This window comes from Cognatishimia sp. MH4019 (assembly GCF_020177595.1).
GTDB lineage: Bacteria > Pseudomonadota > Alphaproteobacteria > Rhodobacterales > Rhodobacteraceae > JAHTBL01.
Map to the genome: position 1 here is coordinate 254739 of NZ_JAHTBL010000005.1, position 14196 is coordinate 268934.

General features: G+C 53.2%; 13 protein-coding genes. 9 read left to right on the forward strand and 4 right to left on the reverse strand.

Annotated elements, in window-relative coordinates; translation table 11 throughout:
* Window positions 1-40: 40 nt before the first annotated feature.
* From KUW67_RS11225 to KUW67_RS11235, 3 genes are read right to left on the reverse strand one after another with little or no spacing between them, the layout of a single operon-like run.
* The gene (locus KUW67_RS11225; protein ID WP_224825396.1) at window positions 41-628 is read right to left on the reverse strand and encodes a hypothetical protein; all 588 of its coding nucleotides are present in this window, start codon (window positions 626-628) and stop codon (window positions 41-43) included.
* The gene (locus KUW67_RS11230; protein WP_224825397.1) at window positions 625-3363 is read right to left on the reverse strand and encodes a DNA methyltransferase; all 2739 of its coding nucleotides are present in this window, start codon (window positions 3361-3363) and stop codon (window positions 625-627) included. The genes KUW67_RS11225 and KUW67_RS11230 overlap by 4 nt, the downstream gene beginning before the upstream one ends.
* Window positions 3364-3366: 3 nt before the next feature.
* A complete protein-coding gene (locus tag KUW67_RS11235; RefSeq protein ID WP_224825398.1) occupies window positions 3367-3786 on the reverse strand; it encodes a helix-turn-helix transcriptional regulator in 420 nt (139 codons plus the stop codon).
* A gap of 381 nt (window positions 3787-4167) precedes the next feature.
* Between KUW67_RS11235 and KUW67_RS11240 the strand changes: the two genes are divergently transcribed.
* From KUW67_RS11240 to KUW67_RS11260, 5 genes are all read left to right on the forward strand, one after another.
* Window positions 4168-4491, forward strand: coding sequence for a hypothetical protein (locus KUW67_RS11240; protein WP_224825399.1), 324 nt, complete (start codon window positions 4168-4170; stop codon window positions 4489-4491).
* 88 nt (window positions 4492-4579) lie between these two features.
* Entirely contained in the window at window positions 4580-5746 is a 1167-nt protein-coding gene (locus KUW67_RS11245) for an alginate lyase family protein (protein ID WP_224825400.1), read from the forward strand.
* Window positions 5747-6108: 362 nt separating this feature from the next.
* The gene (locus tag KUW67_RS11250) at window positions 6109-6477 is read left to right on the forward strand and encodes a hypothetical protein (RefSeq protein WP_224825401.1); all 369 of its coding nucleotides are present in this window, start codon (window positions 6109-6111) and stop codon (window positions 6475-6477) included.
* A 621-nt stretch (window positions 6478-7098) separates the two neighbouring features.
* On the forward strand, window positions 7099-8328 hold the full coding sequence (locus KUW67_RS11255; protein ID WP_224825402.1) for a hypothetical protein: 1230 nt from the start codon (window positions 7099-7101) through the stop codon (window positions 8326-8328).
* A 172-nt stretch (window positions 8329-8500) separates the two neighbouring features.
* The gene (locus KUW67_RS11260) at window positions 8501-9982 is read left to right on the forward strand and encodes a DNA methyltransferase (RefSeq protein WP_224825403.1); all 1482 of its coding nucleotides are present in this window, start codon (window positions 8501-8503) and stop codon (window positions 9980-9982) included.
* 106 nt (window positions 9983-10088) lie between these two features.
* On the opposite strand, the gene KUW67_RS11265 is transcribed toward KUW67_RS11260, so the two are convergent.
* Complete coding sequence (locus tag KUW67_RS11265) at window positions 10089-10652, reverse strand: recombinase family protein (RefSeq protein WP_370634968.1); 564 nt, start codon at window positions 10650-10652, stop codon at window positions 10089-10091.
* A 153-nt stretch (window positions 10653-10805) separates the two neighbouring features.
* On the opposite strand from KUW67_RS11265, the gene KUW67_RS11270 reads away from it, so the two are divergent.
* The 4 genes from KUW67_RS11270 to KUW67_RS11285 all read left to right on the forward strand — a co-directional run bounded on the left by KUW67_RS11270 (window position 10806) and on the right by KUW67_RS11285 (window position 13998).
* Window positions 10806-11102 (forward strand): type II toxin-antitoxin system Phd/YefM family antitoxin, encoded by a 297-nt coding sequence (locus KUW67_RS11270; RefSeq protein ID WP_224825405.1) that lies wholly within the window; start codon window positions 10806-10808, stop codon window positions 11100-11102.
* The gene (locus tag KUW67_RS11275) at window positions 11099-11758 is read left to right on the forward strand and encodes a DUF4433 domain-containing protein (protein ID WP_224825406.1); all 660 of its coding nucleotides are present in this window, start codon (window positions 11099-11101) and stop codon (window positions 11756-11758) included. Before KUW67_RS11270 ends, KUW67_RS11275 begins: the two co-directional genes overlap by 4 nt.
* 18 nt (window positions 11759-11776) lie before the next feature.
* Window positions 11777-12814 carry a macro domain-containing protein gene (locus KUW67_RS11280; protein WP_224825407.1) on the forward strand — a complete coding sequence of 346 codons (1038 nt, stop codon included), beginning with the start codon at window positions 11777-11779 and terminating at the stop codon, window positions 12812-12814.
* 65 nt (window positions 12815-12879) lie between these two features.
* Window positions 12880-13998 carry a hypothetical protein gene (locus KUW67_RS11285; RefSeq protein WP_224825408.1) on the forward strand — a complete coding sequence of 373 codons (1119 nt, stop codon included), beginning with the start codon at window positions 12880-12882 and terminating at the stop codon, window positions 13996-13998.
* Window positions 13999-14196 lie beyond the last annotated feature (198 nt).

The window sequence follows — 14196 nt, forward strand, 5'->3', positions numbered from 1 at the left end:
AGGTAACCATGGATGAGGGGATTAACTTTGTCATGTTGCTCTAGAGGCCTCCGGGATAGTATTGCTCGGAATCTCGTTCCAACCAAAAATTGAGTAGCGTCTTGCTCGTAAATCGCATGACCACTTTTTCCCCATTGGCTCGGCGAAAAAAACCTTCACAGCGCAGTTTTGCCGACGCTGGAAGCTCAATCGTGTTTCGCTCGGACGTATGCATGCTTTGTGAAAATACGTAGTCAACCACTGTCCCCTCTCCATCGCGGACGAATGAACTGCTAGAGGCTTGGTATATATAAACGGCGAAGCTGCGTTCTTCGGGTGGATCAGCCTCAAAACACCGCAACAGGGACGGAAACACAACCGGCTTATCAGAGAGATTTTCCACCTGAATGCTGAAAGCTTGGTAGTTCTCAGAATGTGAACCAGAGACTTCAACGACGGGAACGTCGATTTTGTTGATCACGTCCATCAGGATTGGAGTTACCACGCCCAGTACAGAGATAAGGGCAACTAGCAGCGACAATACCGTGGTGGAAAACCCAAAATAGCGACGCCAGTTTTGCCAGTGTTCACACTCACAGCAGAACTTTTGGTTTTCAGCCAGTTCACTCTGACAAGCCCAACACTTCATACCGGCACCTTTGTCGTCATCTTCGTGTACATCTCGAACAGCTTCTCCAGCCGTTCCGTGTCGTTGCGGAAGCGTCTGCCGATGTAGATGCGTTCCAGCACCTCGTCGTTGCGGTCGTGGGCGGCGCGGAGGTTTTCGGGCATGGCGTCGGGTTTGTAGAGGTCGGCGATTGTGGCGGGGAAATGCGCCTCGCGGGCCAGCAGGATATCCTCTGCGCAGCGGGTCAGGTCGGCCTTGTTCTTTTCGGTGAGCTTGGGGACGGGGAAGGTGTTCCAGACTAAAGTGCTTGAATACCGATAGTCAGATTTTATTCGACCTCCAACGGCGGCAGTCCATGCTAGGTGAAGCGCGGATGAGAGCACCGAAAAATCTACCAAAGTGGCGTTATAAATTGCTGATGCGGAGTCCGCGATAACGGTCTGCCCTCCGTCGATGTATCCCACCGTGAGATACTCTCGATTCTCAGAGAAGTGACGGGGAACCAATATGGATTTCTGATCGGTATGCGGGGTGAAGACAAACCTATGCGGTGTCTGCGCAGCTTTGTTGGCTTGGCTGCCACGGCTTGCGATTCTTAGTTGTCTGACTTGCTCAACTCGTTTGGAAATCGGACCGATCTCGGTCGCCTCGCTTTTCTCGCTATCGTCAATCCAAAGGCAGTGTCGGATTCCGCCTCGGATAAACTCTTGTGAACCGACGTAATTTCGGAAAAACCGACGCGATTGCGGGTGAGAAGCCAATAGCTCTTTCTTTTGTTGGCCATTGAGAATTAAGTTTCCACCGTCAGTTGGCTTGTTGCCATAGTCCATTTTTGAGAGGCTATGCAGAGCAGAAGAGCGCTTTGTAACGACGCTTTCCGAATTTGGGATCAAGTATGGGCCGATGGAGTGTACGGTTTTGACCGATCCGTCCTCATACAAACGCCTCGCATCGAACCGTGTTGAGAGGCCAACAATAATACAAGTGACCGCAGCCTTGTTACTAGCGAGATTGGACCATAGGAACGAGTTGTGAGCAAAGCTGATGCGATTGTTTTGCTGGAATATTAGAGGCCAAAGCATGGCAACCTGCTCACCCTGAGCAATTGAATTGGTCGTTACCAACGCGCTACTTGCACCAGTCTGGTTGTTGTAGCGGGCCGCAAGAAGCATGAACGCCGCCACAAAATCGAGGTCCTTGTATCGCTTGAATACAGGAGCGAAGACCCTCTTCATGTCTTCTTTCTGCTCCGCGGTTTGATTGACACTACCTTGGTATGGTGGGTTCCCACAGATATAGGTCTCACCCCCCTCGTTCTCAAAATCAATCGCTGCTTGCTCCAGTGGAGTGTCGAACAGATCGTCTGATGTAAGCTTTACTCCCTTGGTGGTTGGCGGGCACACGTCCAGCCAATCCAACCGCAGGGCATTGCCTTGGGTGATCCAGTTCCGCGCATCCAGCGGCAGGAAGGTGTCCCGTGCGACCTTGGGTCCACGGTACAGCACGTCGCATTGATACTCTGCGATGATCAGGGCCAGACGGGCGATCTCGGCTGAGAAGTCCCGCAGTTCGATCCCACGGAAGTTCTGGATGCTGATGTCCGACGCCCGGTCAGCCTCTCCCCGCCGTTTGTTGATCTCAAACTCGATCTCTCGCATCTGCTTGTACGCGATGACCAGAAAGTTGCCTGACCCACAGGCAGGGTCAAAGACGCGGATGTTGGACATGCGTTTTCGCAGGTTTAGCAGCTTGACGGGGCTGTCACCGGCGCGATCCAGATGGTCGTTCAGATCATCGAGGAACAGAGGGTTCAGCACCTTCAGGATGTTCGGCACCGAGGTGTAGTGCATACCCAGCTTTGAGCGCTCCTCATCATCGGCGACGGCCTGGATCATAGAGCCGAAGATATCGGGGTTGATCCGTTGCCAATTCAGGTTGCCGATTTTGATCAGATAGCGTTGCGCGATCAGAGAAAAGCGCGGCACCTCCGTGCTGCCCGAGAACAGACCGCCGTTTACATATGGGAAGGCATCCGCCCAGCGGGGCAGGTTTGCGGAGGCACGATCCTTGATCGGGGTGTTCATCGCACGGAAAAGTTCGCCGATGACCTCATGCGTGTTGGACCCATCGCGATTGGCCATCTGTTCGACCGTACTGGTGAAGAGGTCGTCACCGACTAGGATGTCGGTATCCTCGGCAAAGAACAGGAAAATCAGCCGTGCCATGAAGTGGTTCATCTCATGACGGCGTTCGGGTGTGCCCCAGTCGGGGTTGTCGGACCGTAGGGTGACATACAGCTTGTTCAGCCGCAGGGTGGCCCGCACATCGAATTCGGATTCGCTGAGTTGTTTGGTCTTGCTCAGACCAGCCAGTGGCCAGAAGAACACGAAGTGATTGGGGAAGTCGTCATAGGTGCAGGAGACGATATCGCCGGTGATCAGGTCCTCTGCCTCGAAGTGTTGCCCATCTGTGGCCAGCACGAACCGCACCTTGTTGCGTTTGGTCTGAGTGGCCTTGCTGTCACGTAGTTCGGTCAGCGTTTCAGGGACACGCCCGGCGTCACAAGTTTTTATGTGGATGTTGCCGACTTGTAAGACCCCATTGATGTCAGACTTGTTGGATGTGCCCTTGCGCAGCTTCTTGGACCGCGCATCGCTGTTGTCGAAGCATTCGAGGAAGGCAAACGGGAACTCGGCAGCATCATATGGCTGGTCGGCCAATTCGCTGATGGCCTGTTCAATCTCGACAGCGTTCACGGGCTACTTCCTGAAAATGAGTTCAATCAACCGCCGATGGCGGGATGGATCGAATTCTTGCTTAGGGTGATTAAAAACATACTCGATCTCGGTCTGGTAGACCTCAGCCACAGCATCAGCGACTTTTTCGGGCGATGGGCGGGCATCGAGACTGGCGATTGTGTTCTCGATCTCCGTCACAACCATTCGGAGGCGATCCATGTCCAGGCGGTGCGGGAGCCTCACGATTGAACCTTCCAGCAAAGCACCAGCAGAGACATCGAAAATCTGGGCCAAATCGTTGAGACGTTCGGTCGTGATTGCTGACAGCCCAGCCTCAAGCCGCGAGTAAGACGCAGGCGTGATTTCCAATGCCTCAGCCACATGTGCCTGTGACATCTGGCATTGCTGACGGGCTTCTTTGATTTTTGCGTGCAACGACACTGCACCACCTCAAGCATGACTTTGAGTGGAGTATTACACGGCACGTAACAGAGTGACAGCATGATTTTCGATACCTATTGCGAATCAATTGCGTCACACGTAACTAATACATAATATGCAACTCAATGATTTCCTCACGAAAAATAATCTGACCATGGCAATGTTCGCCAGCCGCGTTGGCACGACAGCCGCAACAATCAGCCGTGTTGTCGATAGATCAGTGACGCCGAGGAGGTCCTTGGTCCGACGCATCTACGAGGAAACCAACGGTCAGGTCACACCAAACGACTTAGCAGGGCTTTATTGTGTGACGCCATGCAGCCCCATGGTTCTTCTCGATGATGAGCGGCGCAGCCAACCCATACCAAGAAAGACGAAACCATGAGCAGCAATGATCCTAAAGCGAAGAAGGCCGATGACCCATCCATGCAAGACACTACGCTTGGCCTTGGTATCCTTCTGGCAATTGGGTTTGTCATCTATTGGCTATTCTTCGGCAATGATCGCGCTGAGGTGACCCGCTGCATCGAAGCGGCAGCAGAGGCAGACCATGCAGGGGCGCAAATCTCGTCTCAGATGTTTCGCCGGTTGCAGTTTTCTGTTGATCACGCTGATGACGTGGAGATCGTTGAGACCTCCACTTATCCCTTCGCAAGCGTTTACATCAAAAGCATCCGCTTCACGCTGGATGGCCGAGCGCAGTAGATCAAGTGTCCGACATGAAATCGCCCTAAACTGATACGAACATACTGGCGCAAACGCCGTTGACACAACCGAGAGAGAAGGACGCAGGATGATCCGAAAGATAATGCTGGCGGGCATTCTCGCTCTGTCGGGGTGCATGGACACGGTCACAGGCACTCCTGATGTCAGTCGTGCAACCAAGCCAACTTATTTCATCGCGGAACAACTTGGCCCAAGCTGCACCCGTGACAACCGAGGCGGCAGGGCAAGCGTGGCGTCAGCCGAAAGGGCCTTGACCGCTTTGCGTGTGAACAGCGAACGGTACATTTCGGACCTGCGACAATCGACGTCCATGACCGTGAAGTTCGATGACTTCAGGGTGCATTGGCAACCGGTCCTGTTCAACAGCTACGCCGCTGCCGCTGCCAATGACGTCGAATTGGCACGCACCATCATCGACGGACTAAGGCAGATGGCGATTGAGGGCCGCTACACTAACGAGCCGAGCCTCATAACACGCCCGCAAGCGATACAACTGACCGACTGCTATGCCAACGGGCCAAACTCCCCTTGCGCACAGTTTACACCGATGTTCGTCGCAAGGATGTATGCCTTGCTAATGATCTCGACCGCCGTTCTTGAGCCACATGTCACCGATGAAGACAGAGAGGTGCTGATGCCGTGGTTTGACCGAGCCTATCGCCGCTTTGTCGTTGATGCGGTGGAGATGGATCAGGAGGGCATCTACGATCTGGGTAACATGGGTATGGCCCGACTGGCATATGCCGCGCTCACGAACGACATGCGGTTGGCAGATCGTGAACTGCGCACACGGCGGGCTGAGTTCATTCGCCGTTTTGAGACGTCTGGCTATATTTATCGGAATTCATACCGTGGTGTGCGGGGGTTTTGGTATCATACCTATGGCGTCGATGTTGCGCTTTCCTATGCCCTCGTTGCCCGAGAGTGGGGATATGATTTCTTCGCAGACGAGACCCTTGGCCCAAGATTCCGTGCCGCCGTGGACAAGACCACGCTGGGCATCAACGACCTACAAGCGTTTCGGTCCGTCGGTAACAGGGGCAACAACATCACGACCAACCCCGCCGATGCGCGGCCTCACGTGATGCAGCTTGCTTTGAACCTATATGAAATCTCGGAAAGAGAGTTCGGGGTGCGTCTTCCGCCAGACCGCAGGTATCAACAGATTGCCCGCTTTGAGCAGTATCCGGCGATCTCGGGAATGGCGGCCAGTTGTTATTATTCAGGGCGGTGAGAGTCTCTTTTGGTCAACGATATAAGGCCGCTTACGATCATGATCCAACTCGTTCCTGACGAATGAACCAAAATGGCCCCAGCGAACAGCGGGTAACAGCCGCACAGAAGCAACGCATCCTTCAGCGATTGTGGCTGCGGAATGCGGAAAGGTTGGCGGTAGGGAAGTCTCCGTTGGACGTAACGTGGCATTACAAGGCCAGATTGAAACTGATCAACCGAGACGGCGTTCACCGCTTTGACACGCATTGCCAGATCGATCCCTGAATGCACCTTCCCGATGCAATGGCGCTACGATCATTCCTTACCACAGCCCAACAACGCCTAAATACAGGGGAACCACCAGTGTTAGAGGAACATGGAATGGCGATCTACTCAGTATCACAATCAGGCGAAGACATCGCACGGGATGCTGAAGCATTCTTTGCGGAAATCGCCGATGAAGACCTGCTCAGCTTTTTGCAGCAACTGCCTATGGCATGGGGGAATGATGAGCCGATGACGCTCACGGATTTCGTCTATGAAGCCCTGCTTTGGCCGTTTGTTAAGAGCGCTTGGCAGGACGTCGAAGGCGCACCGGGGATCGCAGGGCGCATGGGCCAGTTGGTTCAAGTGTTCGCCAAGGCGGAACAGGACCTTGAACGTGAAACGGGGCGCGTACGACGTGTTCGACGCGTTACAAACCTAGCGTCTTTTATGGACGCTTATACGGACAGCGTTGTCCCAGCATAGGCTGCAACTCCGACACTGGGCTTCAGCAATGCAACCACATCGTGAGCATTCGCTGCCCCCCAACAGGTAGCCTCGGCCTCACTACTGACGGCACTTCATCTAGGCGCATTGGATAATTTGTTCAGGCACTTGAATTGGCGCATCTACCCGCTCACTTTTCCTATTACCCGATCCAAGAACGCTTAGTCGCCGTTCCGCTCCGCCTTGTGTCGTCAACCATGCGTCGAGCGATTGGATCGGGTATCAACCTTATGCTCACGGGCCTCAAAGGCCTGCTATCACCGCGACGGCTCTGCCCTCGCTACGTCGTGACCATCGTCTACATAGGCCTCCCACAGCGCCTCTACGCTGTCATCCAGCAGTGCGCCATACGGTAGGCGAGTGTAGGCCTTTAGTTGGCGTAGTCGCTCCTGTGTGAGCGGTGATACTGATCTGACGCTGAGCTTGGTCTGGGTTTTCATGGCATGTGACTCCTCAGCAGTATTTATCAAATCAAAGAGAAAACCCCCTAAAGATACATAAACTGTGGAGTTGCGACTACATACTTCAAAGTCTGACATCTGTCGGACCTTTGATGAACCAGACGTTTGATCAAGCGTCACAGAATGTAGAGACGGCAACTTGGGTTTTACCACTACCAATTCCTTCGCCATGAACAGGACGATTGCGCCTGAGATGGAGAAGTCAGGGCGTATGACAAGCCTCGAATACAACATCCAAAACATGCGGATGGGGCATTTCAAGAAGGGGTCGGACAAGTGGCTGAAGCGTGCGACGAAAGTCGTTCAGAAACTCAATTATGATGAGCTATCCGACCTCGATGTCCGTCGCGGTAAACCATGGTTCCTTCAAGATTCTGGGCCCGTATTGAGGGGGCTATGGAAAGCCAGAAAGTCTGGTGTACCGAAAGGTAAGGCCCGCCGTGCCTCGGATCGTTTCTCAGGGCGTGCGTTGAAAGCGATGAGGAAGATACATGAATGCTCACTTGGCAATGTTGGCTATGCTACCGTTGTGACATCCATCTCCTTAACGAAAGAACAGGCGTTGCAAGCTGTCCAAACTGACGGCCAGTCGGTTAGTCGCTTTATTCGCAATCGCTTCCCCCATGCTATTTGGATAATGTTTCCCGAGGTCGAGCAGGTTTTGGTCGAAGATGTGGCCGATGACCTCTTACTGGACCGTAGCTGGCGTGAGGGCATGGCGGATAAGGCTGTCTGCTACAAAGTCCACTTTCATGGCATGATCTATGTACCCGGCGGTGTGCCGCGATCCATTGAACTGGGGTTCCACACACACAGGTCCGGCAAACGCATTTCGCGATTCTCGGGCGTTAACCAAGTGCGTGTCTTGCCGATGTATGCAGACCCAGATGAAAAAGACGTTCGGCCCGATGTGATCGGTGTTGCTGGGTATTCAACGAAGAAGCACTACAGGCCACCAACAGATGAGCGGATGCTTGAAGGCTATGCTGAGTGGGTTTGGCTGACAGACAAGATCGCTTCTAATCCAAATCTTGTCATTACAGGTGGTGTGAATGGTCCAATCAAAGATTACTGTTCATCATGTCACAGCTTCTTTCCAATTGATGATACCTGTCAGTGTGGCCCTCTCTGTGAAGTTGATGACTTCTATGGGTTCCAACAGATCAGCAATGAATGCCCCTCCACGTCTGTTCATCAAGAACAGGTTGAGAAGCTACCATCAGACGGTCACTCATTTCTAAACTGGATCGGGCTATCCCATTATGATGAATACCCAATTCTGCACGGCGTGAAAAAAATGGTCGCCCGTGTGGCAAGACCGGTTTTCGCCGGGGTGGCATGGCTAACTGGCCAAATTCGGGGGCCATAGCCAGTGGCCGACGGGCTACACGTGACCACCACAGCAGCAAATTCTCGCAAGCCGCCTGAAAATCTCAGAGCGGCCCAACTGGTGTAGAACAAAGAGCCGCAAATCTTCGCTGTCAAACGGTCGGACGGTGATGCATGTTTATGGCACATGACTTCGTCTATATGAAATAAATATGCATCAAGACTTCGGGCAGCTTTTGCGAATTCATCGCAAGGATAACGCCATCACCTTGCAGGCGATGTCGCAGATGGCAGGCATTGCGATACCAACCATAAGGCTACTGGAAACTGGGCGAGGAAACATCAACTCTTTCCTCAAATGTCTCGATGCACTTGCACTGAGAATGCACTGGTTGAACATTGATGAACGCAATCCCGGAGATGCTCTAGCCTCCCGTCGGCGGATGCTCGACATCAGTCAGCGGGACTTAGCGAAGCAGATCGGGGTCAGTCATCGAACTATCATTGCTCTGGAAAACCACTTTCGGGGTCGCCTTGATACATTGACTGCGTGCCTGTCAGCACTTCGTCTGAAACCCAGCTTGATAACCACTGACCGCATCAAGGAACCCCTGAGCGGGGATGTTATGAACCACAATGGTCTGTTGTCGGTATTGCAATCGGGTGAGGAGAACGATCCAAACTACGCCCTGCTCCAAGGCGACGCACATAGCACACTGTCCAGTCTGCCATCGGAAACCATAGACTGCATTATCACCTCACCGCCATACTGGGGCCAACGGGTGTATAAGGCGGGTGGCATCGGCCAAGAGCCAACCGTCGAGGCGTATCTCAAGGACCTTCGCGCCGTGTTTCGTCAAGCCCACCGAGTGTTGAAAGCCCGTGGTTCCCTTTGGCTGAACATCGATGACAGTTATTCCAACTCATCCATGTTGGGCATCCCATGGCGGCTGGTGCTGGGTATGGTCGAAGATTGCGGCTGGCTCGTCAGAAATGATGTTATTTGGTCAAAGACTGGCGGATCATTGAACAGATCGACCAATCGGCTGACGCACAGGCATGAACATATCTTCCACCTCGTTAAACAACCTGACTACTGGTTCGACGACGATGCCATCAGGGTACCACCAGCACTTGCGCGTCTGGGAGCCGGAGAGGTTGCAACAGCCACCGGCCTGACCAAGTCAGCGTGCCTGACACGCATCGACCAAGCTGACCTGCTAACGGATGGTCAACGACATGCCGCCCGCTCTAGCGTTACCAATGCATTCGATGATCTGGCCCACGGGAGACTTCATGACTTTCGTCTGGTCATCAAAGGCCAAAACCGCACCACCCACTCAGATGAGCAATCGTCCTCATCTCGTGCCGAACGACTGGACCGAGATGGTTTTTACATTCTTCGCTACGATCCCAAGGGCAGCATGCCGGGCGACGTCTGGTATCTGTCGCCAGAGCGATCCACGGGACGGACTGCGCATTACGCGCCATTTCCCGAAACGATATGCGACATCCCGTTGAAGGCGACATGCCCCATAGGTGGCATTGTTCTCGACCCGTTCGTTGGAACAGGCACGACCCTCGTCGCAGCGCAACGACTTGGACGCAGCGGGATCGGGATCGACCTATCCAAGAGTTACTTGGACACAACTTCGGATCGATTGCGGGCAAGTCGCCAATACAATGACCGTTAGGTTATGCATCAACGGACGCACCGATCCGCCTCAACCATGGCGTCCACAATGCAGTCTATTCGTTTGCGGACATCAATCCTAATGGACACCACCCAAGCATACGGGTTCATCGAGACGTACCTGGTAGCCATCGATACAGTGTGGGTACCGACACCCCCACGGCGGCGGCGGCGTCCTTGACCGGCGTCCCTGTGGCCAGCAGTTCACGAACCGCGTTGATCTTGTCTTCTGTCATTTGGCGTGGTCGCCCACCGATGCGGCCCTTAGCCCTTGCGGCCTTTAATCCAGCTTGGGTACGCTCACGGATAAGGTCGCGTTCAAATTCAGATATTGCACCCAAGATGTGAAACAGCAATTTTCCACCAGGTGTAGATGTGTTGATGTCTTCGGTCAGGCTCTGGAATCCAATTTCTCGTTCATTGAGATCGTTCATGGTGTCAATGAGATGCGGGAGGCTGCGGGCGACGCGGTCGAGCTTGAATACGATCAATTTATCGTCGGAGTTTGAACGAAGGTATTTTAACGCTTCGGCCAGCACGGGGCGGTCTCTCTTCGCACCAGATGCGGTCTCGGTGAATATCTTTTCACATCCCGCAGCCTTCAATGCCGAAATTTGGGCGTCGTGGGTCTGGGTGTCCGTACTGATCCGTGCGTAACCGATGTTCATCAACTCTCCTTCTCAAAACTCATCGGCATCATAGCGGGATGACACGAATGTTTCGATAGGGGTAATCGATAATATCCAGAACCTGTGGTTTATGAGCCAGGACTGTATGGTCAGTCAGGTCAATCGAGAACTCGGATAACGACCGTTTCCGAGAATATGGCTGGTGAGGCGGTTCACTCCGTCAGTTTGTATGTGGCAACTACCGCGACTCTACTTCAGCACTACTCCAGCCGACATATGGACATAGTAGCCAAAATAGCTTTATATGAACATATGAAGAACTTTTCCGCAAAAGATGCCAAGAACCAGTTTGGTAAGATGATCGATGATGCGAGGCTGGAACCAGTCGTTATCGAGAAGCATGGACGCCCAGTTGCGGTGGTTTGCTCGGTTGAAGAGTTCGAGCGCCTCAGTGCTACCCAGGTCTCTGCCGAACGGGATAAACAGGCATGACACAGGTGCCAGAAAAAATACACATCTACCACATCGTGCATATAGATCGCCTGCCTTCGATCATCGAGGATGGCTGCCTTTGGTCTGATGCAGAAACCCGCCGACGCGGTTCACCTGGAACAACTGTCGGGATGCAGAGCATTAAGGATCGCAGGCTGACTTCGCAACTCAGTTCACATCCAGGCTTGGCAGTCGGCTCATGCGTTCCCTTCTACTTCTGCCCCCGTTCGGTGATGCTATATCTGCTGCACATGGGGAACCATCAGGAGATCACCTACACAGGCGGCCAGCAAGACATCATTCATCTCGTTGCTGACGTTCCCAAGGCAGTCAAATGGGCGGAACGAAAAGACCGTCGGTGGGCGTTCACCTTGTCAAACGCAGGGTCTGGTTACTTCGAGGACCGTGCTGACCTGGATCAACTGGATGAAATCAACTGGGACGCGGTGAAAGCAACCCGTTGGGGCGGCAACGGCGTAGACAGAGATATAAAGGAAGGCAAGCAGGCGGAGTTCTTGATCGAAGAGTCTTTCCCTTGGCGACGAATCCTGGGCATTGGGGTTTATTCGCAAAGTCAGGGCGAGAAGGTGACGCGGTTGATCTCTGGCTTGCCGCACAAGCCTGAAGTCAAAATACTTCGAAATTGGTATTATTAATGCGCGGGGAGGCGTGAAATGATTCGATATACGACAGGCGACGTTCTTCGTGCTGATGTTGATGCTATCGTTAACACGGTCAATTGCGTTGGTGTTATGGGGCGCGGAATTGCACTGCAATTCAAGAAAGCTTTCCCGTCGAACTATGAAGAATACCGCACTGCGTGTGAGAAAGGTGAAGTTGTTCCTGGCCAGATGTTCATCACGGAACGCAAAGCCCTCACAGGTCCCCGTTTAATCGTCAACTTTCCGACGAAACGCCATTGGCGTGGTAAGAGCAGGATGGAGGATATTATTTCTGGCCTCCAGGCTCTGAAGGTGGAGATCGTTGAACGTGAAATTCAGTCGATTGCCATCCCACCCCTTGGAAGTGGACTAGGTGGATTGAACTGGTCAGACGTAAAGGCCGCCATCGACTCAGCCCTGTCCGACCTGGAGGTGGACATACTTGTCTTCGAACCAGGAGGTGTCCCTGATGCAAAGGTGATGGCGAGGTCAACCGATGCGCCCACGATGTCACCTGGTCGAGCTACACTCGTCACATTGGTGGACAGATATCTTTCTGGGTTACTCGACCCGTTCGTGACGCTGATCGAACTGCACAAGTTGATGTATTTCATGCAGGTGGCGGGGGAACCACTCAAGCTGCAATACAAAAAACATCACTATGGCCCCTACGCTGAAAACCTTCGGCATGTTCTCAATCGTATCGAAGGTCACCTCGTATCTGGTTACGCGGACGGTGGTGATATTCCAGAGAAACAAATTGAGTTGGTCCCTGGCGCAATGGCCGAGGCGTCGCGGTTCCTGGAAGATCATGCCGACACCCATGCAAGATTTAAGCGGGTGAGTGACCTGGTTGACGGGTTCGAATCCCCTGTTGGGATGGAGCTTCTGGCAACCGTGCATTGGGTCATCCACAACGATGGGGCCGAAGATGTCCAGGATGCAATCCGACTGACGCACTCGTGGAATGAGCGGAAGAAGAAGTTCACACCCAGACAAATCAATCTTGCCTACAACCATCTGCAAAGCACTGGGTGGGGTGTGCACTAAGCGGTGCTTCTGCCGAGTGAAGAACGCTGAGAATAAACATGATGCCGCGAATACGAACAACACGGATGGAACTGCATCAGAAGGTCTGGGAAAAGCCGCTGAAAGAAATCTCGGTGGAGTTTGGGATGACTGGCACGGGTCTCGCCAAACTATGTGACCGCCATGAAATACCGCGTCCGCCACAAGGCCATTGGACCAGATTGTCTTTGGGAGGGCTGGTCGAGATCACCCCCCTGCCACCGCTTCCCGAAGGCAAATCAGATGTCATAGTCATAACGCCTCTGACACCTAAGCCATCACATTCCGATGCCGTAGTCGATGCACAAGAGGAAGCCTTGAACGCGGTGGCAAAAATCACCGAACTAGATAGCTTCAGGAGTCTTCACCCTTCCGTCAGAGCATGGGTGAAACAACATCGTGACGACCAGGCTCAACGGTGGCAAGAGCGGCGGGAACGTAGGCGTGAGGTCTTGGGCCATTTTTGGGACCCAATTCCAGACCTAACAGAACGTGACCGCTACAGATTCCAAGCAACGAGCACGGTCTTCAACGCCTTGGAGAAGGCAGGTGCTGAGGTTGTTGGCGCTAAGATAATCGGCAAGTTTGACATCAAGGTTGGAAACCACACACTTGAATGCGCGATTAAGGAAAAGATGCGGCAGGGCTTGTCCGACGTCGATAAATCCTGGTCCGCATACCCACACCACCACCAACACGGGTTGCATCCATCGGGTTTCCTGAGGATCGCGGTCAACACGTACGTGAGCGGCGGCAAGCTGGAGTGGATAGAAAGACAAAACAAATCAGTAGTCGATCTGCTGCCGAAGATCATCGCTACCATCATGGGATGTGGCCCACGGCTTGACGAGCAACAGGCTGAACGAGAAGCACAGCAACTGCGTTATGAAGAGGAAAGGCGTAAGCAGTTTGAGGAACAGCAGCGGCGTGAGTTGGAAGCACGTCGGTGGAAACACTTCCGTGAACAAGCTGTATTGTGGCAGGAGTGTCAGCGGCTTCGCGCCTTGGTTGATGCTATCGAACACCGAACGCCGACTGAGCAGGCTGACGATATCGATGGTATGACAGCCGCTGAATGGATCGCTTGGACTAGGGAAAAGATCGAAGACCTTGACCCGATGAATCGCGACTTGGAAGGCCTGTGGAAACCACCATCGAGGTGGTGAAGAAAGGGATGGACGCAAGATCGGCAATTGATCGTGTCAAACGTTCAGCAAGACCACGGCTCACTTTCGGCACTGACGAACTCGCGCAACACGCGAACACTACGTATAAATAAGTAGTGGATGAATTCTACGTCTGGAAGAGTCACTCTTCACTAGACGCCGAACCCAACTCCTATATCAATCGAAACACTTCCCATT